The organism is Serratia sp. CY32780 (genome assembly GCF_052169135.1).
Lineage (GTDB): Bacteria > Pseudomonadota > Gammaproteobacteria > Enterobacterales > Enterobacteriaceae > Serratia > Serratia sarumanii.
In genome coordinates this window covers 2,221,381-2,247,808 of record NZ_JBJNLI010000001.1, presented here as the reverse complement: position 1 = coordinate 2,247,808, position 26,428 = coordinate 2,221,381, and the positions used below count along the sequence as shown (strand labels likewise).

Sequence of the window (26,428 nt, the reverse complement as noted above, 5' to 3'; positions counted from 1 at the left end):
CGATTTATCTTTACCGCCTACAGGCGGGCGATTGCGCTGGGCTACCGCCAATGTGTTGGCGTTGGGTCTGCATGGTGCGTTGTTGTTTGGCCTTGGTTATCACCTGGTGCCACCGTTGCTGCCCGCGGCGCAACCGATGGTGTTGATGATGGTTGCCGAGCAGGCGGAATCGATCCCCAACGCAGAGCCGATGCCAACCGGCGTGCGCCAGGTGCAGGCGGTGGCGCAACGGCAGGCCAACCGGGAACCGGAGGCGGCGATGCCTCCGCTGATTCATGCGCCGCGTGCGACGGAGCAGCAGAGCAAGGCCAAAGGGCAACGGAACGACCCCATCAGACCGAAGACGGAACTGCCGCGTCCAAGGCAAAAGGAACAGGAAAAAATAGCGTCTGTAAGCTCAATAGCATCAAGCACCAGCGCGCCGCCGTCTCTGGATGGAAAGCGTGTTGCCGCGCCGCAAACCAGCGTGGCGTCGCAGCCGAGCCAGGATGCCTCGGTCTGGAGCGGCCTGCTGTTGGCGCATTTGAGCCGTTTCAAACGCTACCCGGCCCTGGCGGTACGCCAGCAGCGCCAGGGCATTGTTCAGGTTGCCGTGACGTTGGATCGGCAGGGGAACGTGCTGGGTGTGAAGCTATTGCGATCGAGTGGGGTTGCTTCGCTCGACCGGGAGGCGCTTCAGTTACCGCAGCGCGCTTCTCCACTGCCCGCGCCCGGCAACGAGATCGCAGCGGGGCAGGCGGAATTCAGCGTGAACATTCCGATTCGTTTCGATCTGCGTGAAGTTCGCCGTTAATGAAAAACTCGGCTCCAGGTAAACGGAGGCTGAGTTAAAAGCCAAAGCGCATCAAACGGATAGCAGCGATGGGGTGGTTTCTACTTGATCGTCACCAGAAAAATACAAATACTGTATGCATGAACAGTAATTTGGTGCCGTTATGAATAACAACCCACTGACGATGACGCCGGCCTGTCTTCTGACGAGGAAAGGTCAGTAACCATGTTCGCCCTGGTAGACGTCAACAGCTTCTACGCTTCCTGCGAGACCATCTTTCGGCCCGATCTGCGCGGGCGGCCGGTGATCGTGCTGTCCAACAACGACGGCTGCGTGATCGCCCGCAGCGCCGAGGCGAAGGCGCTGGGCGTGCCGATGGGCGCGCCTTATTTCAAAATTAAAGAGGAGATGCGCCGCCGTAACGTCGCGGTGTTCTCCTCCAACTACGCGCTGTACGCCGATATGTCCCGCCGGGTGATGGATACGCTGGAAGAGATGGCGCCGGCGGTGGAGATCTACTCGCTGGACGAAGCCTTTCTGCGGCTGGACGGCGTGGCGCACTGCGAAGCGCTGGAGCAGTTCGGCCGGCGGGTGCGCGATCGCATCCGGCGCGAGCTGCATTTAACGGTCGGGGTCGGCATTGCGCCGAGCAAAACGCTGGCCAAACTGGCCAACTTCGCCGCCAAGAAATGGCGTGGCACCGGCGGCGTGGTGGATTTATCCGATCCGGCGCGCCAGCGCAAGCTGCTGGCGCTGATCCCGGTGGAAGAGGTATGGGGCGTGGGGCGCCGCCTGACTCGCCAGCTGCAGGCGATGGGTATTCACACCGCGCTGCAGTTGGCGGACTGCGATACCCGGCTGGCGCGTAAAACCTTCAGCGTGGTGCTGGAGCGCACGATACGCGAGCTGCGCGGCGAATCGTGCCTGCGGTGGGAAGATGAGGCGGCCGCCAAAGAGCAGATCATCTGCTCCCGCTCGTTCGGCCAGCGGCTGACGCATTACCCACACATGCGCGAGGCCATCTGCAGCTACGCCGAACGCGCCGCCGAAAAGCTGCGGCAGGAAAAGCGCTATTGCCGCAACGTGTCGGTGTTTATCAAAACCAGCCCGCATTCGGCGGGCGAGGGGTATTACAGCAATATGGGCACCGCCCGGCTGCAAACGCCGAGCAACGACAGCCGCGACATCATCGCCATGGCGGTGCGCGCGCTGGAAAGCATCTGGCAGGAAGGGCGGCGTTATCTGAAGGGCGGCGTGGTGCTGGGGGATTTCAGCGCCGCCGCCATGGCGCAGATCGATCTGTTCGACGACTGCCCGCCGCGTCGCAACAGCGAGCGGCTGATGGCGACCCTCGATCGCCTGAATCAGGAGGGGCGCGGGCGCGTGTGGTTCGCCGGGCAGGGGATCGTCAAGCCGTGGCAAATGAAGCGCGAAATGCTGTCGCCGGCCTACACCACCCGGCTGGCGGATATTCCGGTGGTGCGGCTGTCGCCGCGAAACTCACGCCGGTAGCGCGAGGGCGAGGTGTTCAGTTGCTTAAGAAAGTGACGCCGCAATGAGGTGGTAGAGGGAAAGCCGACCTTTTCCGCGATGGTTTCCACCGAGCAGTCGCTCTTTTCCAGCAAACGCTGTGCGGCGATGAGGCGCTGATTCAGCAGCCAAAGCGAAAAGCGGGTGCCGGTGGTTTGCTGAAACCGGCGGGTAAAGCTGCGGCGGCTCATGCAGGCTTTCTGCGCGAGACTATCCAACGACAGCGTCTGATGCAGGTTTTCCATCGCCCAGGCCAGCGCCAAGGAAAAGTTATCCCCCTGGCGGGTATTTTGCACCGGCAGCGCGACATACTGCGATTGTCCGCCTTGCCGGTGAGGGGGCACCACCAACTGGCGCGCCGCCTGCGCCGCCATGTCCGCGCCCCAGCGTTTTCTCACCAGGTGCAGGCAGCAATCGATGCCGGCGGCGGTGCCGGCCGACGTCACGACATCCCCTTCATCGAGATACAGCACGTCATTTTCGACGAGCACCGCCGGATAACGTTGCTGAAAGTCCGGCAGCCAGCGCCAGTGGGTAGTGGCCCGGCGATGATTCAGCAGGCCCGCCGCCGCCAGCACGAATGCGCCCATGCAAAGGCCGACGACGGTGGCGCCGGCGGCATGGGCATGGCACAGCGCATCCAGCAGCGCGGGTTCCGGCTGGCGGGCCGGATTGTCCCAACTGGGTACGATCACCATGTCCATGCCGCTCAGCGCGCCGAGTCCAAGGTTGACCACAATGGAAAAACCGGCATTGGTTTTCAGCTCGCCAGGTTCGGCGGCGCACAGGGTCAGTTCGCACAGCGGCGCGCCTGAAGGCGCCAGCACTTTTTCAAACACCGCAAAGGGCACCGAAAGGTGAAAGGGAATGATGCCGTCGAAAACCACAATGCCTATTTTCATCCGCGATAACGCCTCTTGCAGTGTGCGCCGCCGGGGAGCGGCGTGCTGAACCTTATTTGGTCACCGGCAGCGCCAGGATGCCCTCGGTAGTTTTGATTTCCGCAAACACGTCCGCCACCGCGGCCAGCGCCGCCCGCTGCAACACGCGGTGATCGACCACGCCGCCCGCGCCGTCGTCCAGATCGCGCGTCGCCGTCGCGTCTTGCGGGATCAGCACATCATAGCCGAGCGGCACCGCGTCGCGTGCGGTAGAAGAGATGCACATGTGCGTCATCAAACCGGCCACAATCAGCGTTTTGATGCCCTGCTTCTTCAGTTGCGCATCCAGATCGGTGCCGACGAACGCGCTCGGCGTCGCTTTGGTGATCACTACATCCCCTTTAGCGGGTTGCAGCGCCTGATGGAATTCGGCGTAGACCGAGCCTTCGGCAAACAGCGGGCCGTTGGCCGGCCCCAGATGCCGCACGAAATAGACCGGCATGCCGTTTTTGCGGGCGAACTCAACCAGCTTGTTACTGTTATCCAACACCTTCTGGCCATCCGGGATAACCATCTTGCCGCGGAAGTTATTGCCTGCATAATATTCATTCTGGATATCCACCACGATCAGCGCCGTTTTGGCGGCGGACAGGTTAGTGGTGGCGGGGGCGCCCGACATGGCCCTGATGGTTTTACTATTCACGTTCTCGGTCTCCTGAGCCAATGCATTGAAGGAAGCGGCGCCCATCATGGCGGCCAGCAAGGTGGCATGAACCAAAGCTTTCATTTGTACTCTCCTGTTAACGATAAGTTCGGGAGCCATTATTTGCCATCCGCTCATCGTGCAAGAGTAGGGCAGGTGACCACATTCGGTATTTTTGGGCCAAATTCGTGTGCGGCTGTTATCTGAATCGGGATCGGAAACCGTAGCATATCCCCCCTCCTGTAAGCGCCTTCTATTTATGACTATCAAGTTTTTCGGTCGTCATATTTCTGTCGTTAACGCCGTTTCTCTTTGTTTGATCTGCCACACAGCCACCATGCATTGTTCTTGTTGCTGTGAATTTCTATAACGGACGGGCAGTTAAAAATTGGTTTGCCGAGAATTACGTCGTGCGTATTTCTCGGTATGTTGATAATAAAGAAATAAGGATTAAGCATATGCCTGGATTTAATTATGGCGGTAAAGGGGATGGAACTAACTGGAGTTCTGAACGTGGTACGGGCCCAGAACCTGGGGGCGGTGATAAGGGCCATTCCGGCGATCGCGGCGGCGCCAGTGTTGGCAACAGCCCGGAACAGCAACAGATAGCGGCGATCCAAAACGATCCGGCGTTGCGCATGAAGCTGGCGGCGGTGATCAAGGCGGCGCGCAGAATCAACCCGGATGCACAATTGCGTATTGAAAGCGTCAGCCCGTCCGGCACGCTGAGCCTTTCTGCCACAGGTCTGACGGCCGATCAGGCTAAGCACATTGGCCTGGGTGGACTGGTGATGGGAGTCAACGCCAAGGGCGGAATGGTGGCGATCGGGGATATCGAAACCGGCCATGCGCGCAAAACTTCAACCCCCGGTAAAGGTGGTAGTAATGGCCTGAACGCCGGGCAGATCGGCGCCTCTTCGTTAGGCAGTTTCGTGACAGACTCACACCGCGATCGGCCCGTCAACGGCTGGCATGGTAACGGCAAAAGCGGTGAGTTCTCGACGACCCGCACGACCGGGAGTTATTTCGGCTTTCATCATTTGAAGGTGGAAAAGCAAGCCGGAATGGCGACCTACAGTCTCTACTATAAGGCCAATAAGAACCGGCCCGCGTTTATCGCCGTGGTGAGAGGGGATAACCTGAATGGCATGGAGGTGAAATATGCCAACGGTAAGCCGGTGAAATCTCCAGGCACGGTAAAAAATATCGTTAAGGAGTTCGTCGAATATCAAAATGCGGAATTAAAAGCGATCAAGGATGGCGTCAGCCTGGCCGCCGGCATCAATAAAGACATTGCGGAAAAGCTCGGCGCGAAATACGCCAAGCTCGCCAAGGATTTGGAGGCAGGAATTCAAGGCAGATATATCCGCAATGTGCAGGATGCGGAAAAAACCTACGAGCAATTGACGAAGGGCTTGAACAAAAAGCTCAAGGCGCAGGATAAAGCGGCGATTGTCGCCTGGTTGAAAAAGATCGATGCGGAACAGTATGCCCGCAATGCGCGGGTATTGGGCAAGGCGTTTACCGGCGTGGATTGGGCGATTAAAGGGGCGGACCTGACAAACGCCGCGATCGAGGGTTTCTCTACCGGCAGCTGGAAAGCGTTCCGTAATCAGCTTGAGGCGCTCGGGTTGTCCATCGGGGCAGGCTACACGCTCTCCGCTATCGCCGCGTTTTTCGCGCCGACGCTGGTGTCGTCGACGGTGGGCATTTTTGCATTCGCTTATCTGTTTGGCTGGGCTACCAGCTATATCGATGCGGCTCTTGCAGGAGAACTGGAAAAACTGATTGTGGATCTGTAACCGCAAGAGGGGGGGAGCCCCCTCTTTTTATCCTATCGACATGTCCATTTTTCACACCACCGGCGCCACCGTCAGCAGCAGGTTGGCGAAGCGGCGCTGCTCGCCGGAGGCGATCACCAGCAGCGTCCGATCCGATTTGGCCGCGGCGTAAAACGCCTCGCGCGGCAGATGTTCGACCGGGCACTGTGCCGGCAGCAGCTGCCGATATTCGGCTTCGATGGTGTTGGTGAAGTCCGGCGGGCAGGCCATCAGCGCGGCGCTTTCCACGTTGATGCAGGCCAGCAGCTTTTCCAGGATCGGCGGGGCGGCGAGCGTGCCGGGCGCCAGGTTCAGATAGACCACGGTGGCGTCTTTCGGCGCGTGCGTCACGCAGGCGTAGTTGCCGTCGGCGATCAGTACCTGGGTTTTATGCCCGCATTGCGCCAGCGCGGCGAGCAGCGGCGGGTGGGTGATGGAGGATTTAATCATAAGGCGATACCTGAATAGGGGGCGGCAGCCGTGCCGCCCGCGGCTGAATTACATGCGGTAGATGCCGCCGTTGATGTCGAGGGTGGCGCCGGAGATGAAGCCGTCGTACTCTGCCGCCAGGAAGGCGATGGCGCGCGCCACGTCGTCCGGCGTGCCTGCACGGCCCAGCGGGATGGCGCGAACGGTTTCCTCCGCCGATGCCTGGGTGGTGTGGCGATTATGGAAGCGGGTGCCGAGGATCAGGCCGGGCGCCACCGCGTTCACCCGGATGCCGTATTCGCCCAGCTCTGCCGCCAGCGAGCGCGTCCAGGTGAGCACCGCGCCCTTGGTGGCGGAATAGACCAGCGAGCCAGAGTGCCCGCCGGCGCGGCCGGCCTGCGACGCCAGGTTGACGATGCTGGCGCCGTTTGCCGCCTTAAGGAACGGCAGCGCGCTTTGTGTCACGTTCAGCATGGTGGTCATGTTCACGTCGATCACGGTTTGCCAGAAGGCGCGGTCGATCTCGCCCAGCCATTTTCGCCCGACGATGCCGCCGACGTTATTGACCAGAATATCGATGCCGCCGAGAAACTCGGCGCCGGCCGAGACGCAGCGCAGCGTTTCGTCGCTATCGATGAGATCGGCGTAGCCGTAAGCGGCCTTTTGCCCCAATGAATGGGCCAGCGCCACCAGCGCTTTGGGGCCGCTTTCGTCGCTGTGATAGTGAAAATAGATGTCGCAACCGGCCTTGATCAGCCGCTCTGCGGTGGCGCGGCCGATGCCCTGTTCCGCCCCGGTGATAAACACCTTTTTGCCCGCAAGATCGCCCATGATTGACTCCTTATTGGTTCGTTAAGTATTGATGACGCCTTCACGCTGTTTCGCGCAGTAGAAAATGCAGATCAACCCGGTGGCCAGCAGGCACGAGGCCAGGAAAAACAGCCCCGGCGCGCTGCTGCCGGTCAGATCGTTCAGCACGCCCACCGCATAAGGCGCGACGAAGCCGCCGATATTGCCGATGCAGCTGACCACCGCCAGCCCGGCGGCCGCGGCCGCGCCGGTGGAAATATTGGCGGGCATAGATAAAAACGGCGGTACGGCGGTGTAGATGCCGATAGCGGCGATGCACAGGAACGACAGCGCGACGAGCGGATCGTATTTAAAAAACGTCACCGCCCCCATCAGGCCGATAGCAGCGACCACCATGCTGAGGCCGGCGAATACGCCGAGCTTTTTGGTTTTGCTGGCCCACAGGCTCCACGGGTACACCAGCAGCGCGGCCAGGCCGTAGGGAATGAGCGCCAGCAGGCTGACGCGGAAGATATCGCCGCCGGAGAGGGCGGTAATGATCGACGGCAGCCAGGTGCCGAAGCCGTAAATGCCGCACACCATGCCGAAGTTGAGCAGTGCGTAGAGCAGGTATTTCTTGTTCTTCATCCCTTTCAGGAAGTCGCCCAGCGTGATTTTAGAGCCGGATTTGGAGCGGCCGGCGTTGCTCATCAGCCAGGCCTTTTCCTCCACGTTCAGATAACCAACGTCCTTGGGCGAGTTCTTGATGAGGAACGGGATCAGCAGGCCGATGACGATCGGCGGCAACCCTTCGAGGATAAACAGCAGCTGCCAGGGGGCGAACCCGAACCAGTCATGCTGAATATTGAGAATAAAGCCGGAAATCGGCGAGCCGACGGCGTTGGACAGCGGCTGGACGATGATGAACATGCCGAGAATTTTGGTGCGGTATTTTTCCGGGAAGAACACCGTAAAGTAATACACCACCGAGGGAAAGAATCCGGCTTCGCACACGCCCAGCATAAAACGGCAGATATACAGCTCCAGCGGCGTGCGTACAAAGCCGAGCAGGGTCGCGAAGATGCCCCAGGAAATTAATATTCTGGCGAACCAGATGCGCGGGCCGAATTTAATGGTGCCGGCGTTGCTGGGTATTTCAAACAGGAAATAGCCGATAAAGAAAATCCCGGAGGCGAAGCCGAAGGCCGAGGCGGTCAGGCCCAGGTTATCTTCCAGCGCTTTGGCGGCGTAGGCCATGTTATTGCGATCGAGAAACGCCAGGAAATACAATAAAATCATGAGGGGGACAATATGCAGCGTCAATTTCCTGATAGCGCTGCGTTCAATATCCTGCGGCTTGCTTATTTTCATTTTGATATTTCCAATGTGGTTAATCGGAATAATAGAGGCCCGGCTCATTACCCTGAGCTGAACGTTAAATAACGGCACGACGCTGATTCATTGAGACGCGGGCATCCCTTAAGCCCGACGGCCTTTTCCTTTGTTTTTGGCTGACACCGATCCGGACGATGCCGCGGCGCATCGGCTGGGGAAGACGCTGTTATTTCAGTTATCCGGCGGCTTTGACCGAGCGCCGGCTGATGACCGTCGGCGGGAAGAGAAACTCGCCGGGCGGTTGCGCATCATCGTTGATGCGGCCGATCAGGCGCTCGACCATCAGCTGCGCCATCTCCGCCAGCGGCGGCCTGACGGACGTCAGCCCCGGTTCGGCCAGGCCGGCCAGCGCGATATTGTCGATGCCGATCACCGAGATGTCTGCGGGCACCTGGACGCCGGCGGCGCGCAGCCCCACCATCAGCCCGATGCCCAGCGCATCGTTAATCGCCACGATGCCGTCCGGGCGCGGCGTCAGCGCGAGCACGCGCGGCGCCAGCGTCAGCCCTAATTCGAACATTTCCGTGTCGCCGTAGGCGCTGTTGGCTTTGCCTTCGATCACCCGTTGGCGTTCGCTCAGGCTGTGCCCCAGCGCACTTAGAAAACCGTCGATCTTGTGGCTGCGCCCGACGGTCAGCGTCGCTTCGGTGGCGAACACAATGTGTCGGCAGCCGCGTTCGAGCAGGTGCTGCGCGGCCAGGCGCCCGGCGGCGATATTGTCCATCGATACGCTGTCGAACAGCCGGGCATCGGTGGCCATCTGCTCGGCGAACGGGCTGTCGTAGCTGACGATCTTCATGCCTCTCTCGGCGGCCCGGACAAAATGGGTCTGGCGAATGTCGCTCGCCGCCACAATGATGCCGCGCACGCCATGCAGGAACATATCGTCGATAAACGCGGCCTCTTCCTGTTCTTGGCGGTAGGCGTTGCCGAGCAAGACGCGGTAACGGTGAGCCCGCGCCGCACCGTCGACCGCATGCGCCAGCGCCGAAAAGCTCGGGTTGACGATCGACGGCAGCAGCAGCCCGATGATCTTCGCCTGCGGTGCGGGTAACGCCGCCGTTCGGGCCGGCCGATACCCCAGGGTCGCCATCGCTTGTTCGATGCGCTCACGGGTCTGCGCGCTCATCTGGTGGCTGCGGTTATTCAGCAGGTTCGACACGCTGCTGATGGACACGCCGGCCAACCGCGCGACATCTCGAATATTTGCCATTTGCCGATACCTTGCTGCCTGCCGTTAGCCTGCAATCTATAAGGGAAGACAGGCGCAGGCAAGCCGCAACCGGGGCGAAACCCGCATGGGATCGCGCATTTGTGAGAGTTGTCAGGCGGCGGCCGAGTTGTTTACTAAACAGTAAGGCGGGGTGGGAGGTTACGCCGGGATCGGGCAAGCGTCCGGCGGTGTCTCGGCGGCCTGCTGGCGGAATTTTCCCGGCGTCAGGCCGAAGTGGCGGGTGAAGGCTTTGTGCAGCGCCACCTCCGACGAATAGCCGGCCTGTTCGGCGATACGGCTCAGCGGCAACGCCTGGCGCGCCAGCAGCCGGGCCGCCAGCTGCATGCGGATGGCGGTAAGGGCCTGCAGCGGCGTTTGCTGCGTGACCTGACGAAAGACGCGGGCGAAGTTGGCGCGCGACATATGGGCCTGTTTGCTCAGTTCAACCAGCGTCCAGGGATGTTGCGGGCGGCGCAGCATCTGTTCAACCACGTTGCCCAACTGCGGATGCAGCAACGCGGCGACCAGATTGCCGCTCTGATTTGGCTGGGCCAGCCAGGCGCGGATCGCCAGCGCGAACAGCAGCGCCATGGTCTGGCTGACAATGGCGTTGTGCCCCTGGCTCTGTTGGCTGAACTCATCGCTCAGCAGCTGGCCGGTCGCCTGCAGCAGCGCCAGCCGCCCCTGTTGGCGGCTGTTGAACAGCAAACATTCCGGCAGGCTCGCCAGCAGCGGCGACGCGCTGTGCGGCAAGATTTGCACGCCGCACAGCAGGTGCGTGGCGCTGTCGGCCCTCTCCGGCAGCAGGCGGTGGGCGGAGTTGTGCGGCAAGAACAGCAGGCTGCCTTGCTCGAGCGGTACCGGCCGGCCGCCGGGGATCTCCAGCCGACAGCTGCCCGCCAGCACCATGTGCCAGCGGATCTGACTCCACTCTCCGGCGGCATGCGGCGAGCGCCACTCGCCGCTGAAATGGCAATCGCGCGCCACATAACCGCGCATGTCGTTAAGCATCAACAGTTGGCTGAGCGGATCCATTTTGAGACTCCTGGCTAAGAAGCTGATTGTTTCGGCAATGGGCCGGCGTAATGCGAAGCACTAAGATCGGTTCGATAGTGCAGCGATGCGGAGGGCGCCGCTGCGATGCATGAGTTATCAATGACATGGAGCCGGTAATGAAAATACTATTCTTTCTGAGCAAGGGCGACAAGCTGGGATTAACGCTGATTCGCCTCAGTATCGCCATCGTTTTCTTATGGATTGGCCTGCTCAAATTCATCCCTTACGAAGCGGACAGCATCACGCCGTTCGTCGCCAACAGCCCGCTGATGTCGTTTTTCTATGACATGCCGCAGGACTATCAGGCTCACCTGACGCACGAAGGCGAACTGAACCTCGCCGCCCGCGCCTGGCAGCAGGCCAACAATACCTATGGCTTCTCCAACGGCCTGGGCGTGGTGGAGGTGGCGATCGCGCTGCTGGTGCTGGCCAACCCGTTCTCCAAATGGCTGGGGCTATTGGGCGGCATACTCTCCTTTTGCACGCCGCTGGTGACGCTGACCTTTTTGATCACCACCCCGGAGGCCTGGGTGCCCGCGCTGGGCGATGCGCATCACGGTTTCCCTTATCTCTCCGGCGCCGGGCGCCTGGTGCTGAAGGACACCCTGATGTTGGCGGGCGCGGTGATGATCATGGCGGATTCGGCGCGCAGTTTGCTCGAGAAACAGTGGCGAGGGAAGGTCGCATGAGCGTCATGAACCGGGCCGTGGCCGGCAGCCTGATGATGCTGGCCTGTTCTGCCGTGGCGGAGGGGACGATGGGGCAAGAAACCCGAACGGTAGAGAGCGCCTACGCTTATCAGCAAACGCGTCAGCGCATTATCAGCACGGCCGAGCAGAAGGGCGTGACGCTGTTCGCCGAGTTCGATCACGCGAAAGCGGCGCGTGAGCATCATCTGGCGATGCCGCCCACCACGGTGCTGGTGCTGGGCAACCCGCTGGCGGGCACGCCGCTGATGCTGGCGCGGCCGGCGTTGGCGCTGGATCTGCCGTTCAGGGTGCTGATTGCGCAAGACGAACGGGGCAAAACGCAGGTCAGCTACCACCCGGCGGAAAGTCTGAAGCGGAGCGCCGGGGCCGACGAACGACAGATCGAGGCGCTGAGGCCGCTGGAGCGGTTAGTTGAGGCCGCAATACGCTGATTGACCGGCGATGAACATCATGAGACGAGGCGACACAATGTACGATTATCAGGCGATTATCATCGGTTTTGGCAAGGCCGGCAAAACGCTGGCGGCCTTTCTGGCCGGGCAGGGATGGCGCGTGGCGATGGTGGAGGCGTCGGCGCAGATGTATGGCGGCACCTGCATCAACATCGGCTGTATCCCGACCAAAACGCTGGTGCACGATGCCGAGCTTCACGGGCCGGGCGAACAGGCGTTCAGCCAGGCGATGGCGCGCAAGCGGCAGGTGACCGGCCTGCTGCGGGAGAAAAACTACCAAAACCTGGCGGGGCTTGAACAGGTCTCGGTGATCGACGGACGGGCGGAGTTTATCGATCCGCACCGCATCAGCGTGCAGGGTACGGCGGGAACGCAGGTGCTGAGCGGCGAGCGCATCTTCATCAACACCGGGGCCGTCAGCCGCCGGCCGGCGATCGACGGGTTGGATCGTTCGCAGCGGAGTTACGACAGCACCGGCCTGCTGCAGTTGACGCAGCGGCCCGCGCGGTTGGGCATTATCGGCGGCGGTTATATCGGGCTGGAGTTCGCTTCGATGTTCGCGCAGTTCGGCAGCGCCGTAACGGTATTCGAAGAGGCGGATGCGTTGCTCGGCCGGGAAGACCGCGATATGGCGCAGGCGATACAGCAAATCCTGAGCGACGCCGGGGTCAGCTTCACGTTTAACGCCGGCGTGAAGCAGGTGCGCGATGTGGAAGGGGGCGTTGAGGTGGTGCATCAGGGCGGCGTGCAGTCGTTCGATGCGCTGCTGGTGGCGGCCGGGCGCGCGCCGAACACCGCAGGTTTGCAGCTGGCGCGCGCCGGCGTTGAGACGGATGAGCGCGGCGCCGTGCGGGTGGACGCGCAGCTGCGCAGCAGCGTGCCGCATATTTGGGCGCTGGGGGACGTCAACGGCGGGCCGCAGTTTACCTATATCTCGCTGGACGATTTCCGCATTGTGCGCGACAGCCTGTTCGGCGCGGGTAAACGCAGCACGGCCGATCGCGGCGCGGTGCCTTACTCGGTGTTCATCACCCCCAGCTTCTCGCGTATCGGCCTCAGCGAAGATCAGGCCCGGCAGCAGGGGCGCGACATTAAGGTCGCCACTCTGCCGGCGGCGGCGATCCCGCGCGCCCGCGTGCTGGGCGACACGCGCGGCCTGCTGAAGGCGGTGGTCGATGCGCAGACCGGCCAAATCCTCGGCGTGGCGCTGCTGTGCCGCGATGCTCATGAGATGATCAACATCGTCAAAACGGCGATGGACGCCGGGCTGCCCTATACCCGGCTGCGCGATCAGCTGTTCACCCATCCGACCATGAGCGAGTCGCTCAACGACCTGTTTGGGCTGATAGGGTAAAGCGGGGCGAGAGGGGCGGCGCAGATGAGTGAGATCTGCGAAGCACCTCTCGTTTATCGCCCTTCGGGGCGGCGGGTTCTGTACTATTGTTTTCTCTTTGCGGCACGTTCCAGGCCGATGGGGCGCTGGGCGCAACGGAGATCACAGATGAACAAACGGGAATTAGAAAGCGCGATTGTCACCGATTTTTCCAAACGCATGAGCTACGGCGATTACCTGTGCCTGGACCAACTGCTGGACTGCCAGCACCCGCTCTCCAACCCGCCGCATCATGATGAAATGCTGTTCGTGATACAGCACCAAACCTCCGAGCTGTGGATGAAGCTGATGCTGCATGAGCTGCAGGCGGCGCTGCGGCTGGTGCAGCAGGACAAACTCAGCCACTGCTTCAAAATCCTGGCGCGCGTCAAACAGATCCAGCGGCTGCTGTTCGAACAGTGGGCGGTGCTGGAAACGCTGACGCCGTCGGAGTACGTCGAGTTTCGCGACGTGCTGGGCAGCTCGTCGGGCTTCCAGTCGCACCAATATCGCTCGATCGAGTTCCTGCTCGGCAACAAGAATGCGGCGATGCTGGCGGTGTTCAGCAGCGACGCGGAAAAACACGCCGCGTTGAAGGCGATCCTCGAAGCGCCAAGCCTGTACGACGAATACTTGCTGTACCTGGCGCGCCACGGCCTGCCGATCCCGCAGGAGTGCCTCGAGCGCGACTGGACGCAGCCCTACCAGCGCAACCCGGATCTGCTGCCGGCGTTCAAAGTGATCTACGACAACCCGCAAACCTACTGGGAAGCTTATGAAATGGCGGAGAAGCTGGTGGATATCGAAGAGAGCTTCCACCTGTGGCGCTTCCGCCATATGAAAACGGTGGAGCGGATTATCGGCTTTAAGTCGGGCACCGGCGGTTCCAGCGGCGTCAGCTTCCTGAAAAAGGCGTTGGATCTGACCTTTTTCCCCGAGCTGCTGGACGTGCGCACCGAAATCGGCGCCTGAGACAATGTGGGGGGGGGGGGAAGGGCGATGAGCGTGAGGATTATCGATAAGGCGGCGGAGAAGGTGGTGGGGGTGAGAGTCGTGGGGCCGTATCCGCAGACGATCCCACAGGGCTCGCAGCAACTGCTGGCATGGCGGCAGCGCCACGGCGTGCCGTTCGGCAAATGGCTGGTGCTGTATTGGGACGATCCGGCGGAAGTGGCGCCGGAAAAGCTGCGTGCCGACGTGGTGATGAGCGTGGCGGACGATTTCGCGCTGCCGGCGGGCAGCGAGGGCGTTACCGTGCAGACGCTGCCCGCCGGGCAGTACGCGGTCTACCACGTGCGCATCAGCGATGGCGACTTCGAGCGGGTGTGGGGCGAGTTCTACCAGAAGCTGTTGCCGGCCAGCGGCTATCAGCCGGTTGAGGGGGTAAGCTATGAGCACTATCTCAACGACTGCGAAGCCGACGGCTATTTCGACCTCGATATTTACCAGACGGTGAAGAAGTGGTGAGGGGGCGTTGATGATAAGGAAGGCTGAAGCGATGAACGGGACAGCTTCAGCCCGTTGTTTTGGCTAAACGTCGGTGACCTTGCCGCCAGCGCATTCACCTCCTTGCCAAAAGGGGTTACAGCGGCAGCCGGTTTTGCCGGCGCCGCCGCCCGAAAGCCGGCGTTAACCGGCTTTCCCTGCGTGCCACTTGGCTACTCTTTAGGGAACAGCTGATCGACGGCGCTCTGGATCGCCGCCTGATGGCCGCCGCCCGGCGCGGCGGTGCGCGCGGCGCCGCCGGGCTGGTTGAGATCCAGCTGGCCGCCGGTATTGATCTCCCCGTCCTCTTTCACCGTGATATTGAAGCTGGTGCCGGTGATGTTGATTTGGCCGTTCGCCAGCAGCTCGATCACGCTTTCGCCGCACTCCAGCCGCAGCGATTCGCCGGAGCCGAGGGTAAAGGCGTTGACCACGGCGTCGCTGCGCGTTTTGCCGGTCAGTGCGGAGGCCTCGCCTTTGACGCCGCTGGCCTGATTGAGCACCACCCGTTTGATCTGGTTGCCGCCCACCAGGTGGGTGTGGTCGTTAGCGATGCTGTGGCTCTCATCGTTTTTGACCTGGGTGTCCATGTTGCGTTCTGCCTGGATCCACACCTGTTCGGCGCCGGCCTTGTCTTCGAAACGCAGGGCGTTGGCGTTGTCGGCGGTGCCATCCTTGGAACGGCTCATAAAGCCCATTTGGGTGGCGGCGGCCGGCAGCGCCCACGGCGGCATGCTGGCTTCGTTATAAACGCGCCCGGTGACGATCGGCCGATCCGGATCGCCGTTGATAAAGTCCACCACCACTTCGTCGTTGACGCGCGGGATCTGCACGCCGCCGTAGCCCTGGCCGGCCCAGGCGCTGGAGACGCGCACCCAGCAGGAGCTGCCGTCGTCCTTCGGCCCGAAGCGGTCCCAGTGGAATTTCACCTTGATGCGGCCGTATTTGTCGGTCCAAATTGATTCGCCGGCCGGGCCGACCACCCGGGCAGTCTGCGGCCCGTGGGTTTTCGGCCAGGTGGCCTGCTGCGGCGGGTGCCAGGGCACGTCCGCCGGCAGCACGGTGAAGTCGATACGGTGTTCGCTGCTCTGATCGTCGCCGCTGGCGTAGCGGTTCTCTTTCAGATGGTAGTTGGCCTGCAGCGTCAGGTACTCGCGGTTGTCGTCGGCGTGCGGGGCGTTATACAGCGTAAAGGTGCTGCCGGGAGCGATGCCCATCGCGGTGGCGGTGCCCCGGATCTGCTGATGCTCGGCCTGCCAGGCCTCCTGGCGCACGCGGGCGTAGAACTCCCCCTGCTGATGCTCGGTGTAGCGGCCCGGCCAGTCGTAGACATCGATCTGCCCCGGCGTCGGCGAGACCGGGTTTTGCCGCGCCTGGAACAGCCAGGCGTTCGGCTTGCGGAAATCGTAGTCGTCCAGGCTGTAGATGCCCGGCGTGACGCGATCGGACAACGTCCACTGGCTGATGCCTTCCTCGCTGGTGCTGCCGCCGGACGGCGTCAGGTGGTAGGGGATCATCTCGTAGCCGGGATAGGGCTGGTGGTGGTGGGGCGCATCCCCGAGCACCAGCGTGTGTTTGCCCATCTCGTGTTTGAAATAGTAATAGATGCCCTCCAACTCCATCAGGCGGCTGATGAAGTTGAAGCTGCTTTCGTTGTACTGCACGCAGTAGCCCCACAGGCGATAGTCGCCGGTCAGCTGATCTTCCAACTGCACGTTGTGCTCCGCCAGCAGAGTCTTGACGATCTGCGGCACCGTTTGTTCCTGGAAGATGCGGAAGTTGCGATCCTTGGTCATCGGCCACAGATCCGGCTGTACGTGCAGGTTATACACCGCGTAGCGCGTACCGCCGATCTCTTCGCTGCTGACGGCGATGGCGGTGATCTTGCCATTCAGGTAGCGCGGGGCGCTGAGAAAGCCCTGAGTCGGGATCTCCAGCGTCAGCGGTTGGCCGAGCAGCGCTTTGCGATCGAGCCGCGCGTCGGTGCTCAGCAATTCAATAGAGAAGTCGAAAGGGGTGGAAAGCGCCTCGATACCGTCCAGCGAGCGGAACAGCAGCTGCTCCTGGCCCAGCGGCGTGTGCGCAATAATGCGATCCAACATGAGAACATCCTCTGTGATTGACGTCGTGCCCTGCATACCCCGACGTTGCAGCGGCCTTGCCGCGCGGCCAATGATGGTGGGCAGTGGTGCGTCAGTCTCATGAAAAAGGGAACCCCCGCGGCGGCGGGGGGCAGAACGGGATTAACCGGCGGTGGCCGGATTGACCAGCCAGGTGCCGGCGTTGTCGATGCTGAGTTGCTGCTGGCGGAGCCGATCGTTGTGGCGGATCTCCAGCTGATAACGACCCGGCGCCAGATTCAGGCTGGCGAAGCCGTTTTCGCCCGGCGTCACCTGCTGCGGCTTGCCGTCGAGGCTGACCTGCTCGCCCGGCTGCAGTTTGAAGTACACCAGTGCCACCGGCTGCGGTGGCGGCGCCGCCTTTTGCGGTTCCACCGGCGCAGATGGCGCGATTTGCGGCGCGCTCGGCTGCTCCGTCAGGGTTTTCTGCGCCGGTGACGCTTCGCTGTTTTGCGCTACGGCCGGGGTATCATCCTCGCCGCCGCTCAGCCAGGCGACGGCGCCGATCGCCAGCAGCGCCGCGACGCCGGCGCCGGCCATCATCGGCCGCGAGAATTGGGTGCTGCGCGCGGTAACGGCGCCGGCGGCCGCGGCGGCCGCAGCCGGGTTGGCGGCCACCAGCAGGTTCTCCGGCGCGGCGGCCGGGGTGCTGATGATTTCATTTTCATCGGCGATCGGCAGATGCAACAGCTCGGCCATTTCATCGATGGTCTGCGGGCGGTCTTCCGGTTTCAGCGCCAGCGCGCGGTCGACGGTGCGCAGCAGCTCCGGCGAGTAGCCGGCGGGACGGCGCTCGGCCAGCGGCTGATAGCTGTCTTCGATGCTGCGCACCACGCTGACCGGCGGCGGCGAACCGACGATCAGCGTGTGCAGCACGGCGCCCAGTGCATAAATATCGGTCCAGGGCCCCTGTTCGCCGTCGCTGTTCTCGGTGTACTGCTCGATCGGCGCGAAACCCGGTTTCAGCATGATCTCCGTTTCGTCCGACAGGTTGCCGATCTCTTTGCGCGCCGACCCGAAGTCCAGCAGCACCGGTAGCTGGCTCTCCTGGATTTGGATGTTATCCAGCGAGATGTCGCGGTGCAGGTAACCTTCCTGATGGATGGTGTTGATGGCGCTGAACAGCGGCGGCAGCAGTCGCCGGATCCACGCCTCGTCGATTTTCTCCGGCTGCTGCGCCTGCAGGTTCTTCAGCGTGGTGCCGCTGTAGAACTGGGTGCCCATGTAGGCGGTGCCGTTCTCTTCCCAGAAGCGCAGTACGTGCAGCAGGCCGGGGTGCGAGAAGCGGGCCAGCAGGCGCGCCTCCTGAATAAAGCTGTTCAGCCCGGCCTGGAAGGTTTTGCCGAAGCGCTCGCCGCGCAGCCCGATGCTGAGATCGTCGTTGCGTTTCGCCAGCGAGGTCGGCATGTACTCCTTGATGGCGATGGTGCGTTCCAGTTGGTGATCGTAGGCGCGGTAGACGATACCGAAGCCGCCTTCGCCGATCGCTTCCTGGATCTCGAATTCGTTGAATCGATAGCCGCTCGGCAGGCTGTTCGAATTCGGTTTGGTTATCCCGGTTCCCGACATAGTGATGACTCTCTGTGTTCAAAGGGCCGCCGCCTCGGCGGCCGTGGCGTTATGCCTGAAATTGACAAATGAATTCGTTGTTCTGCAGCGCGATATGCAGCTGGCGATAGCGCTGGTCGTTGGCGCTGCCGGTCAGCAGGGTGTGGCTGATCTGCGGCAGCAGAGTGTTGGTCAGGATGGCGTCGACCATGCGGCCGCCGGACTCCACCTCGGTGCAGCGGCTGACGATCTGCTCGATGACCGCGTCGTCGAAGGTGCAGACGATGTCGTGATTCTCCGCCAGGCGACGCTGGATGCGGCCCAGCTGCAGGCGCACGATGTTGCCCAGCGTAGCGTCGGTCAGCGGGTAATACGGCACCACCAGCAGGCGGCCGAGCAAGGCGGCCGGGAACACTGACAGCAGCGGCTGGCGCAGCGCGCCGCTCAGCGCTTCCGGCTCCGGCAGCAGCTCCGGATCGCTGCACAGTCCGGCGATCAGATCGGTGCCGACGTTGGAGGTCAGGATGATGATGGTGTTGCGGAAATCGATATGGCGGCCTTCGCCGTCCTCCATCCAGCCCTTGTCGAACACCTGGAAGAAGATTTCATGCACGTCCGGGTGCGCCTTCTCGATTTCGTCCAGCAGCACCACGCTGTAAGGACGGCGGCGCACCGCCTCGGTCAGCACGCCGCCTTCGCCGTAGCCGACATAGCCCGGGGGCGCGCCTTTCAGCGTCGAAACGGTGTGCGACTCCTGGAATTCGCTCATGTTGATGGTGATGACGTTCTGCTCGCCGCCGTACAGGGTTTCCGCCAGCGCCAGCGCGGTTTCGGTCTTGCCGACGCCGGACGGCCCGGCCAGCAGGAACACCCCGACCGGCTTGTTCGGATCGTCCAGCCGCGCCCGCGAAGTGCGCACCCGGCGGGCGATCAGATCCAGCGCATGGCGTTGGCCGATCACGCGCTGGTTCAGGGTGTCGGAGAGTTGCAGCACCGCCTCAATCTCGTTTTTCACCATGCGGCCCAGCGGGATGCCGGTCCAGTCGGCCACTACCGCCGCCACGATGTTGGCGTCGACGGCGGCGAAGATCAGCGGCGCTTCGCCCTGCAGCGCGCTCAACTGCTGCTGCAGTTCGCCCAACTGGGCACGCAGCGCGTCGGCGTCAGGGCCAGCCTGCGTCTCTTCGTCGGCAGGCTCCGCTTCCTGTTGGTGCAGCTGTGCGCGCAGTGTGATGATCTCTTGGATCAGCGCCAGCTCCTGCTGCCAGCGGTCGGTCAGCTGTTCCAATTCCTGGCGCAGCGCGGTCAGCTGGGCTTCAATCTCCTGCGGGCGCAGGGGATCGCCGATGCCGACCTTGGCCTCGCGGCGGGCGATATCCAACTCTATCTGCAGCGCATCGATGCGGTGGCGGCAGTCTTCGACCTGAGCAGGCTCGGCATGTTGGCTGACCGCCACGCGCGCACAGGCGGTATCCAGCAGCGCCACCGCCTTGTCCGGCAACTGGCGGGCAGGAATATAGCGATGGGACAGCCGCACCGCGGCGTCCACCGCTTCATCCAGCAGCAGCACGCGGTGGTGTTGCTCCAGCGGGCTGACGGTGCTGCGCAGCATCAGCAGCGCTTTGTCTTCGCTCGGTTCATGCACCTGCACCACCTGGAAACGGCGGGTGAGCGCCGGATCCTTCTCGATGTATTTCTTGTATTCCGACCAGGTGGTGGCGCCGAGGGTGCGCAGTTGGCCGCGCGCCAGCGCCGGTTTCAGCAGGTTGGCGGCGTCGCCGGTACCCTGGGCGCCGCCGGCGCCGATCAGGGTGTGAATTTCGTCGATAAACAGGATGATCGGCGTCGGGCTGGACTGCACTTCGTCGATCACCGCCTGCAGCCGTTTTTCAAACTCGCCTTTGACGCCGGCGCCGGCCTGCAGCATGCCGATGTCCAGCAGGCACAGTTTCACGTCGCGCAGCTGCGGCGGCACGTCGCCGGCCACGATGCGCAGCGCCAGGCCTTCCACCACCGCGGTTTTCCCGACGCCGGCCTCGCCGGTCAGCAGCGGGTTGTTCTGGCGGCGGCGCATCAGGATATCGATGATTTGCCGGATCTCCTCATCGCGGCCGGCCACCGGGTCGATCTCGCCGTTGCGCGCTCTGGCGGTCAGATCCTGGGCATACTGCGCCAGCACGCTTTCACCGCTGCGCGCCGCGCCGGATACGTTCTCGGCGCTGCTTTCCGCCGGCGCATCCTGGGCGTTTTCCGCCGAGTGAGCGGTGATGGCGGCGAACTGCTCCATCAACAGATCGGCGTTGATGCGCTCGAACTGCGGGGAAATGGCCTTCAGCAGATGGCGCAGGCTGTAGGTTTTCAGGATGCCGAGCAGCAGGTGGCCGCCGCGGATGCGCGCCGCGCCGAATTTCAATGAGCCATAGACCCAGGCGCGTTCTACCGCGCTGTCGATGTGCTCGGACAGATCGGAAATGGCGCTGGCGCCGCGGGGCAGGCGATCGAGCGCCTCGACGATATCGCGCGCCAGCTGCGCCTCGTCCAGCGCGAAGTGGCGGACGATCTGCTGCAGATCGCCGTCCGGCGATTGCATCAGCTGATGCAGCCAGTGCGCCAGTTCGACGTAGGGGTTACCGCGCAGCTTGCAAAACGCCGTCGCACTTTCCAGAGAGGTGAATAACAGGCTATCCAGTTTGCCAAATAATACCGAGCGGCTGATTTCAGACATGGTTTTCCTCAGGTCTCAGAGTGGCCTGGCGCCGCAGGGCGCCGGCCGAAATAGGGTCAGAACGGATTTTCCAGCGGTTCAGGGCTGAAGATCAGATCGTCGAGATCGCGTTGCCGCCGATCGTCGGCCAGCCAGCTGCTCAGGCCCAGTCGCTGCGCGCCGCCGAGCTGGATGCCGTGCGCCTGTTCCTTCGCCAGGATCAGGCGCACTTCCCAGACGAACTCGATGCCCAGATATTGGCGCACCCAGTCGCGCAGCTGCCGGCACAGGTCGGCGCCGGGCAGGAAGCGGTCATAGTCTTGCTGCGGCATCGGCCCCAGCTCGATGCGGAATTTGTGCTGAATATCGCGCACCGCGATGCCGAGAAAGGCCGACTCGCCGAGCCGCGGCGCGCCGCGCCCAGCCTTGAGGCGAGCTTGCTCGCGCGGTTCCACCCGCAGCCAGTGCGGCACGTTTTCGACGATGCGCACCGGCACCTTGAAATACTGCTGCAAAATCTTGCTCAGGCCTTCCGGATCGCGGCTGTGGCGAATCAGATGACCGGCCATAAAATGTTTGGCGTGGGCGTTGATGCTGTCGCGTTCCTGCTGCGCCGGCTGGCCGATGCCGATCAGGCTCGACAGGTATTCGTCGAAGCGCCGGTTGTCCGGGCGATCCAGCGACACCGTCGGCTGCGCGTCGGCCCAGGCGCGGTAAAACAGCAGCGTCAGCCGGTGATGGAACAGGTTGGTGAACGCCAGCAGGGTGGTGTCCTGGTGGTGGTACACCCGTTCGCGCACGTATTCGGTCAGGTGCAGCGGCAGCGGCCCGTTGGGGCCGAACAGACCGAAGCTGAAGATCGAGACGTCGTGCAGCGGGCTGTTGGCGCGCGGCGCCACCTGCGCCAGCGTGGAGGGCGCGAACGACAGCGACGGCTCCTGGCCCAGACGCAGCATCTCATGGCGCGGCAGCGGCGCGCGCCCCAGTAGGTAAGGCTGGCCGCCCTGGGCGTCGATGCGGCGCAGCAGCTGAAACAGATCGTGCTTGTAAGGCGCGCTGCGCAGCCGCGGCCAGAAGTCGTCCGGCAGGCGATACAGCGCGTTAATCTGCGGCGGCGCCAGTTCGGTGGCAATCATCTCCGCGCTCATATCAGCGTCCTTTTGCCCATGCGCGCCTGCCAGTGGGCGATTTCGCCGCGCTGCTGGCTGGAGAGCGTCATCTCGGTGAAGGTGTTCATCGCCACCAGGCGTGAGAACAGGCGCTCCAGCACGCTGCCGAGTAGATAAGGGCTGTTGCCGGAGAACGCCTGCTCATCGACCGTCAGATCGATGGCGATGCCGCGCGCGAACACGATGGGGCCCGGCTCCGGCACTCGCCGATAGACCGGCCGCAGGTTGCAGTGGCGCACGCCCTGGATCTGTTTGGCGATCGCCGGCTCGCTCAGGTTGCCGTACAGCCCCAGCAGCTGGCGCAGGCTGGCGGCGCCCTGTTCCGGATCGCCGTCCATCATGCTGAGGTAGTTCAGCTGCAGCTGGCTGATCAGCCGCCAGGTGATCATGCCTTCGGCCAGCGCCGGGCGCGGCGGGGTGGGGCCTTTGCGCAGCGAGACCTGCTTGATCGGGATCGAATCGGGCATCACGAAGTTGCCCTGATCCTGTTGCAGCAACATCAACGGCAGGTCGCGGCTGGTGCACAGCACGTCGGCGGTGAGGTATTTCAGATCGCTGTGCCACGGCGATTGCCGCTCGTCCACCAGTGACACGAACACTTCCGAACCGGCATAGCCGGTGCGGGTGCCGTAGCGGCGGGCGTGCTCCGACAGCGTGCGCTGTTCGCGCCGCAGCGAGAAGTAGGCGCCATAGTTGCCGTCGTCCGCGCTCAGGGTGCTGTAAAACGGCCGAAACTCTTGCTCGTAGCGTTTTTCGCTGGCGCTGCCGCCGAGCCGCTGCACCGAGAACACTTCGTAATCCAGCGGCCGGATATTGTCGACCACCAGATGGTATTCGTGGTTTTTTTCGTTGATCGCGATGCGTTCGGCGACCTTCGGAAACAGGTTGATCACCGGCGTGCAGTGCAGCGCCAAATGGGCGGCGTCGACCACCCGCTCCAGCGCGGCGTCGTGCCGATCCAGCAGCACCACGATCTCGAACTGGCGCAGCGCCTTTTTCCCTTCGCGCACGCTCTGCAGCAGCGGACGCAGGCCGTTGACGCTGAAGAACTGGAAGCGCGCCGGGAAGGCGAAGTACTCCTGCAGCAGCCGGTAGCCTTCGAAGTTGCGCAGGTCGTTGGGCAGCAGCGCCTGTTCGGCGGCGAAGCCCTCCTGCCGCAGCCCGTCCAGCGCCAGCGCCCGCCGCTGCGGCTGCGCCTCCACCGTTTGGCAGACAAGCCCGACGCTGTGTTGCATCAGCAGTTCCAGCAGCTGCTGCGCCTGCATGTCCGGCCCGGCCAGGTAAAACATCAGCTGATCCAGTTGCAGGTTGTTGAGCGTCACGCTTTCGTAGCACTCGAGACGAATGCGCAGCGCGCTGACGCAGCCGCTGTGCTGCAGCCCCAGCGAGGCCAACGGGATATCGGCCGGAATGCCGCCCAGCTCGACGGCGGCGATGCGCACCGGCTGCAGCGTGACGTCATGGGCGGTGGCGTAGCTGCAGGTGATGCCGCTTTTCTTCAGCGTCTGGCTGTCCATCATGGTGCCGCGCGGCACCACGAAGCCGTTGCTGATGTCACCTTTGCTGCTGTCCGGCTGCAGCTCGGCGATCGCCATCGACGGCGTCGGCGACAGGTAATTGGGGTAGATGATCTCCAGCAAGCGCTGAGAAAAGCGCGGGAACTCGGCGTCCATTTTCAGCTGCACGCGCGAGGTGAGGAAGGCGAAGCCCTCCATCAGGCGCTCGATATAAGGATCCGCCACGTCGATGCCGCGCATGCCAAGACGGCCCGCGACCTTCGGGTACTGTTCGGCGAACTCGGCGCCCATCTCGCGCAGATAGGCCAGCTCGCGGTTGTAATAATCTAAAAGTTTACTGTCCATCGCCTTACCCTATGTCTTTCAGATCGAAGTGGCCGTTTTCCAGATCCACGTCGGTACGGAACAGAAACTCCAGCGGATAGGGCACGCACCACAGGCGGCCCTTGATTTCGATCGACAACACGTTGTGCAGCTCCAGCGAGCCGGTGTCCGAGATGCAGCGCACTTGCAACCCTTCGGGCAAAATGCGCGGCTCGAAATGGAGAATGGACTCGGTCAGCGCGCGCTGAATGTCGAGCCATTCGATGTCCGACATGCGCTTGCCCGCCAGTGAGGCGATGCCGTAATTCAGGGTGGAGCGCCGCACCTGAGGAAAATCGCCGAGATCCAGATTGGATTCGCTGTTGACGCAGTTGAACAGCCACTGCAGATCGCGCAGCACCCGGCGGCGCAGTTCGCTGTGCGACACCAGGTTGCGCACCTGCGTCTCCTGTTTTTTCTGCGGCTCGTCGTCGGTCAGCATGTCGAGCAGCACCGGCTGCATTTTGTCGCGTGACGTCAGGCGTTCGCTGTCCTGACGATAGCGATAGCCCTGGCGGTGCAGATCGCCGCCGTCGTAGTGGGGGGGGCGCTTGTCGTTCATGGTCAGGCGCTCGCGTCGAAGCTCAGCTGCCGCAGGCTGTGCAGCGGGAATTCGTCGCTTTCGCTGAGCCAGGTCTTCAAGCCCAGCCCCGCATAGTGGGTGCCGTCGCCCAGCGGTTGCCATTCGGTGCGTTTGCCCAGCAGCAGCGCGTCGTCGCTGTCTTCGGCCAGCGGGTAGCGGGCGGGCAGTTGGCACACCTGTTCGCGGCCGTCGGTCAGGCGCACCAGCGCATGGCTCCACACCAGATCGATGGCGCTCTGCGGCGCCTGGAACTGGATCGCGGCGATGTCGGCGAACGGCAGCCAGTAGTAAACGCCGTTCAGCGCCAGCTCGCATACCGGGCCGAGGCGGCCGTCACCGTCGGTCAGCCAGTCGAAACGCAGTTGCCGTTCTTGGTCGCCTTCGGCCAGCGTTAACCGCCCGGCGCCGGCCGGGGCGGCCTCCAGCGCTTCATCGCGCAACGCCTGGGCCTGTTCGGCCGCCCCTTGCGCATCCTGATGCAGCGCCTGCACCATCAGTTTCAGCCAGGGCTGATCCTGCCGCAGCAGCGCCGGCGCGGCCGTGCCGGCAAACACCGCCTGGCGTTGCAGCTCGGCGTTGACCGACTGCATCAGCAGCAGCGTGGTCGGTTGAGCGATCGGTTTCAACGCCTGCCAGGATTTCAGCTGCGCGTTGGCGCGCGTCCAGTTGCCGCTCAGGCACAGCAGTTGCACCAGCGCGGCGCGCAGGTCGGCATCCGCCGGTTTCGCCTTGATATCGTTTTCGACGGCGGTGATGGCCGCGCCGATCGACTGACCTTGCAGCATGCTTGCTAATGATTTCACAGGCTTTCCTTATAATCAGTGAGTGGCGCCGTTAACCGACAGGTAGCTGCCGCTAGCGGGATCGACCCGGTCTGCGGCCAGCTTTTCCACCAGCTTGAAGGTCAGCGGAGCGGGGGCGCTCAGCAGCGGTTGCCAGGCGGTTTGCGCCTGCTGCAGGCGCTGTTTGATCTTGTTCTCGTCTGCGGCGTCGACGCGCGGCATTTCAACGATCGCTTCGCCGTTGAACGCCCACGCGTGCAGCTTCGGTTCGAAGCTCAGCAGCAGGAAGCTGCCCGGTGCCTGCGGGTTGCCGCCCAGAACCAGCCGCTGGGCGTTGGCGCTGACGACGGTCAGCGCGCGATCGCCGCCGTTGATCTGCGCCAGCGGATAGCCTTGCAGGAACCACAGCGTCGGCGAGAGGGTTTGGCCGCCCTGTTGCAGCGTGACCGCGCCGCTGCCCTGCAGCCAGCCGTCCTCGCCGCAGCGCAGCGCGTCGCCGGCGGGAATGAACAGCGCGCCGCCGTTGGCTTCGTCACGCCAGAAGGTGCGGAAGTGGCAGCCCTGCGGCAGGCTGAAACGCTGAGCCGGCGCGGTGTCCGCTTGCGGAGAGGTCACGGCTACCGCCGCAGGGATCGCCGGCTGCGGCGGGATCTGCGGCTGCTCGACGGCCTCCTGTTTGACCACCGGTTTCCAGCCGCGCGCTTTGGCGGCCTCGCCGCTGGCCAGCTTCTCACCGCGCTTGTCGGTCAGCGTCTAGGGCAGGTGGCCGGTTTTCGGGCACTGCTTTTCCAGCAGATTGCCGACGCGCGGCAGGAAGTCGTTCAGCACCGCCGGATCCTGGCTTTGCGCCGAGACGATGCGCAGCGGGATGCTTTTGCCGCACCAGCTTGCCGGATTGCTGTTTTTGACGTCATCGATAAACACTTCCAGCTTCTGGCTGGGGGAGTAAACCAGGCGATAGTTCATCGCCTGCGCGGTCGGCACCGCCATCAGGGCGACGAGCCCCGGCATCCAATATTTCATAGTGAACCTTGC

At 63.0% G+C, this 26,428-nt stretch carries 22 protein-coding genes and 1 pseudogene; 8 read left to right on the top strand and 15 right to left on the bottom strand.

The genetic code is table 11. The features are described from left to right. Nucleotides 1-31 precede the first annotated feature (31 nt). A complete protein-coding gene (locus tag ACJ8HH_RS10920) occupies nt 32-793 on the top strand; it encodes a TonB family protein (RefSeq protein WP_197766331.1) in 762 nt (253 codons plus the stop codon). Between the two features lie 204 nt (nt 794-997). Next, nucleotides 998-2,284 carry a translesion error-prone DNA polymerase V subunit UmuC gene (gene umuC / locus ACJ8HH_RS10915; RefSeq protein WP_060427876.1) on the top strand — a complete coding sequence of 429 codons (1,287 nt, stop codon included), beginning with the start codon at nt 998-1,000 and terminating at the stop codon, nt 2,282-2,284. Here the strand turns inward: umuC and ACJ8HH_RS10910 are convergent. Further along, the gene (locus tag ACJ8HH_RS10910) at nt 2,221-3,204 is read right to left on the bottom strand and encodes a GlxA family transcriptional regulator (protein WP_060437433.1); all 984 of its coding nucleotides are present in this window, start codon (nt 3,202-3,204) and stop codon (nt 2,221-2,223) included. The genes umuC and ACJ8HH_RS10910 overlap by 64 nt on opposite strands. A 52-nt stretch (nt 3,205-3,256) precedes the next feature. Beyond that, a complete protein-coding gene (locus ACJ8HH_RS10905; protein WP_060436449.1) occupies nt 3,257-3,970 on the bottom strand; it encodes a cysteine hydrolase family protein in 714 nt (237 codons plus the stop codon). Nucleotides 3,971-4,344: 374 nt separating this feature from the next. On the opposite strand from ACJ8HH_RS10905, the gene ACJ8HH_RS10900 reads away from it, so the two are divergent. Beyond that, nucleotides 4,345-5,688 (top strand): colicin-like pore-forming protein, encoded by a 1,344-nt coding sequence (locus ACJ8HH_RS10900; protein WP_033647825.1) that lies wholly within the window; start codon nt 4,345-4,347, stop codon nt 5,686-5,688. Nucleotides 5,689-5,739: 51 nt separating this feature from the next. Here ACJ8HH_RS10900 and ACJ8HH_RS10895 read toward each other — a convergent pair whose 3' ends face one another. The 5 genes from ACJ8HH_RS10895 to ACJ8HH_RS10875 all read right to left on the bottom strand — a co-directional run bounded on the left by ACJ8HH_RS10895 (nt 5,740) and on the right by ACJ8HH_RS10875 (nt 10,567). Further along, the gene (locus ACJ8HH_RS10895) at nt 5,740-6,156 is read right to left on the bottom strand and encodes an RbsD/FucU family protein (RefSeq protein WP_197766235.1); all 417 of its coding nucleotides are present in this window, start codon (nt 6,154-6,156) and stop codon (nt 5,740-5,742) included. 48 nt (nt 6,157-6,204) lie between these two features. Further along, nucleotides 6,205-6,966 (bottom strand): SDR family NAD(P)-dependent oxidoreductase, encoded by a 762-nt coding sequence (locus ACJ8HH_RS10890; RefSeq protein WP_060427879.1) that lies wholly within the window; start codon nt 6,964-6,966, stop codon nt 6,205-6,207. Nucleotides 6,967-6,987: 21 nt separating this feature from the next. Beyond that, a complete protein-coding gene (locus ACJ8HH_RS10885) occupies nt 6,988-8,223 on the bottom strand; it encodes an MFS transporter (RefSeq protein ID WP_170929829.1) in 1,236 nt (411 codons plus the stop codon). Between the two features lie 271 nt (nt 8,224-8,494). Further along, nucleotides 8,495-9,532, bottom strand: a complete 1,038-nt coding sequence (locus ACJ8HH_RS10880) for a LacI family DNA-binding transcriptional regulator (RefSeq protein WP_060430485.1) — start codon at nt 9,530-9,532, stop codon at nt 8,495-8,497. 159 nt (nt 9,533-9,691) lie between these two features. Continuing rightward, on the bottom strand, nt 9,692-10,567 hold the full coding sequence (locus ACJ8HH_RS10875) for a cupin domain-containing protein (RefSeq protein ID WP_197766234.1): 876 nt from the start codon (nt 10,565-10,567) through the stop codon (nt 9,692-9,694). Between the two features lie 137 nt (nt 10,568-10,704). On the opposite strand from ACJ8HH_RS10875, the gene rclC reads away from it, so the two are divergent. The 5 genes from rclC (at nt 10,705) to sbmC (ending at nt 14,589) form a co-directional block, all read left to right on the top strand. After that, nucleotides 10,705-11,277 carry a reactive chlorine resistance membrane protein RclC gene (rclC, locus tag ACJ8HH_RS10870; protein ID WP_086556934.1) on the top strand — a complete coding sequence of 191 codons (573 nt, stop codon included), beginning with the start codon at nt 10,705-10,707 and terminating at the stop codon, nt 11,275-11,277. A 35-nt stretch (nt 11,278-11,312) separates the two neighbouring features. After that, nucleotides 11,313-11,729 (top strand): DUF302 domain-containing protein, encoded by a 417-nt coding sequence (locus ACJ8HH_RS10865; RefSeq protein ID WP_442520238.1) that lies wholly within the window; start codon nt 11,313-11,315, stop codon nt 11,727-11,729. A 37-nt stretch (nt 11,730-11,766) separates the two neighbouring features. After that, on the top strand, nt 11,767-13,104 hold the full coding sequence (gene rclA, locus ACJ8HH_RS10860; RefSeq protein ID WP_060451648.1) for a reactive chlorine resistance oxidoreductase RclA: 1,338 nt from the start codon (nt 11,767-11,769) through the stop codon (nt 13,102-13,104). A gap of 147 nt (nt 13,105-13,251) precedes the next feature. After that, the gene (kynA, locus tag ACJ8HH_RS10855; protein ID WP_033635042.1) at nt 13,252-14,094 is read left to right on the top strand and encodes a tryptophan 2,3-dioxygenase; all 843 of its coding nucleotides are present in this window, start codon (nt 13,252-13,254) and stop codon (nt 14,092-14,094) included. 27 nt (nt 14,095-14,121) lie between these two features. After that, nucleotides 14,122-14,589 carry a DNA gyrase inhibitor SbmC gene (gene sbmC / locus ACJ8HH_RS10850; protein WP_041035676.1) on the top strand — a complete coding sequence of 156 codons (468 nt, stop codon included), beginning with the start codon at nt 14,122-14,124 and terminating at the stop codon, nt 14,587-14,589. 191 nt (nt 14,590-14,780) lie between these two features. On the opposite strand, the gene ACJ8HH_RS10845 is transcribed toward sbmC, so the two are convergent. The 8 genes and pseudogenes from ACJ8HH_RS10845 to ACJ8HH_RS10810 form a co-directional block, all read right to left on the bottom strand. Beyond that, complete coding sequence (locus ACJ8HH_RS10845; protein ID WP_033653607.1) at nt 14,781-16,709, bottom strand: type VI secretion system Vgr family protein; 1,929 nt, start codon at nt 16,707-16,709, stop codon at nt 14,781-14,783. A gap of 141 nt (nt 16,710-16,850) precedes the next feature. Then, on the bottom strand, nt 16,851-18,296 hold the full coding sequence (locus ACJ8HH_RS10840; protein ID WP_033647815.1) for a serine/threonine protein kinase: 1,446 nt from the start codon (nt 18,294-18,296) through the stop codon (nt 16,851-16,853). 49 nt (nt 18,297-18,345) lie between these two features. Next, the gene (gene tssH, locus ACJ8HH_RS10835; RefSeq protein WP_033647814.1) at nt 18,346-21,000 is read right to left on the bottom strand and encodes a type VI secretion system ATPase TssH; all 2,655 of its coding nucleotides are present in this window, start codon (nt 20,998-21,000) and stop codon (nt 18,346-18,348) included. A gap of 56 nt (nt 21,001-21,056) precedes the next feature. Then, complete coding sequence (gene tssG, locus ACJ8HH_RS10830; RefSeq protein ID WP_033647813.1) at nt 21,057-22,127, bottom strand: type VI secretion system baseplate subunit TssG; 1,071 nt, start codon at nt 22,125-22,127, stop codon at nt 21,057-21,059. Continuing rightward, nucleotides 22,124-24,010, bottom strand: a complete 1,887-nt coding sequence (tssF, locus tag ACJ8HH_RS10825) for a type VI secretion system baseplate subunit TssF (protein WP_033647812.1) — start codon at nt 24,008-24,010, stop codon at nt 22,124-22,126. The genes tssG and tssF overlap by 4 nt, the downstream gene beginning before the upstream one ends. Nucleotides 24,011-24,014: 4 nt before the next feature. Next, nucleotides 24,015-24,590 (bottom strand): type VI secretion system baseplate subunit TssE, encoded by a 576-nt coding sequence (locus ACJ8HH_RS10820; protein WP_033635032.1) that lies wholly within the window; start codon nt 24,588-24,590, stop codon nt 24,015-24,017. A 2-nt stretch (nt 24,591-24,592) separates the two neighbouring features. Next, the gene (locus ACJ8HH_RS10815) at nt 24,593-25,414 is read right to left on the bottom strand and encodes a type VI secretion system accessory protein TagJ (RefSeq protein ID WP_265093611.1); all 822 of its coding nucleotides are present in this window, start codon (nt 25,412-25,414) and stop codon (nt 24,593-24,595) included. A gap of 15 nt (nt 25,415-25,429) precedes the next feature. Next, nucleotides 25,430-26,416 (bottom strand): annotated as a pseudogene (locus tag ACJ8HH_RS10810) (type VI secretion system-associated protein). Nucleotides 26,417-26,428 lie beyond the last annotated feature (12 nt).

Excerpts from the sequence above, each read along its gene's own strand:
- ACJ8HH_RS10895 (WP_197766235.1), bottom strand. The coding sequence starts at position 6,156 with ATGATTAAATCCTCCATCACCCACCCGCCGCTGCTCGCCGCGCTGGCG.
- ACJ8HH_RS10900 (WP_033647825.1), top strand. The coding sequence starts at position 4,345 with ATGCCTGGATTTAATTATGGCGGTAAAGGGGATGGAACTAACTGGAGT.
- ACJ8HH_RS10885 (WP_170929829.1), bottom strand. The coding sequence starts at position 8,223 with ATGATTTTATTGTATTTCCTGGCGTTTCTCGATCGCAATAACATGGCC.
- ACJ8HH_RS10840 (WP_033647815.1), bottom strand. The coding sequence starts at position 18,296 with ATGTCGGGAACCGGGATAACCAAACCGAATTCGAACAGCCTGCCGAGC.
- rclC (WP_086556934.1), top strand. The coding sequence starts at position 10,705 with ATGAAAATACTATTCTTTCTGAGCAAGGGCGACAAGCTGGGATTAACG.
- ACJ8HH_RS10845 (WP_033653607.1), bottom strand. The coding sequence starts at position 16,709 with ATGTTGGATCGCATTATTGCGCACACGCCGCTGGGCCAGGAGCAGCTG.
- ACJ8HH_RS10910 (WP_060437433.1), bottom strand. The coding sequence starts at position 3,204 with ATGAAAATAGGCATTGTGGTTTTCGACGGCATCATTCCCTTTCACCTT.
- ACJ8HH_RS10890 (WP_060427879.1), bottom strand. The coding sequence starts at position 6,966 with ATGGGCGATCTTGCGGGCAAAAAGGTGTTTATCACCGGGGCGGAACAG.
- tssH (WP_033647814.1), bottom strand. The coding sequence starts at position 21,000 with ATGTCTGAAATCAGCCGCTCGGTATTATTTGGCAAACTGGATAGCCTG.
- kynA (WP_033635042.1), top strand. The coding sequence starts at position 13,252 with ATGAACAAACGGGAATTAGAAAGCGCGATTGTCACCGATTTTTCCAAA.
- ACJ8HH_RS10820 (WP_033635032.1), bottom strand. The coding sequence starts at position 24,590 with ATGAACGACAAGCGCCCCCCCCACTACGACGGCGGCGATCTGCACCGC.
- ACJ8HH_RS10905 (WP_060436449.1), bottom strand. The coding sequence starts at position 3,970 with ATGAAAGCTTTGGTTCATGCCACCTTGCTGGCCGCCATGATGGGCGCC.
- umuC (WP_060427876.1), top strand. The coding sequence starts at position 998 with ATGTTCGCCCTGGTAGACGTCAACAGCTTCTACGCTTCCTGCGAGACC.
- tssF (WP_033647812.1), bottom strand. The coding sequence starts at position 24,010 with ATGGACAGTAAACTTTTAGATTATTACAACCGCGAGCTGGCCTATCTG.
- ACJ8HH_RS10865 (WP_442520238.1), top strand. The coding sequence starts at position 11,313 with ATGCTGGCCTGTTCTGCCGTGGCGGAGGGGACGATGGGGCAAGAAACC.
- ACJ8HH_RS10880 (WP_060430485.1), bottom strand. The coding sequence starts at position 9,532 with ATGGCAAATATTCGAGATGTCGCGCGGTTGGCCGGCGTGTCCATCAGC.
- tssG (WP_033647813.1), bottom strand. The coding sequence starts at position 22,127 with ATGAGCGCGGAGATGATTGCCACCGAACTGGCGCCGCCGCAGATTAAC.
- sbmC (WP_041035676.1), top strand. The coding sequence starts at position 14,122 with ATGAGCGTGAGGATTATCGATAAGGCGGCGGAGAAGGTGGTGGGGGTG.
- rclA (WP_060451648.1), top strand. The coding sequence starts at position 11,767 with ATGTACGATTATCAGGCGATTATCATCGGTTTTGGCAAGGCCGGCAAA.
- ACJ8HH_RS10875 (WP_197766234.1), bottom strand. The coding sequence starts at position 10,567 with ATGGATCCGCTCAGCCAACTGTTGATGCTTAACGACATGCGCGGTTAT.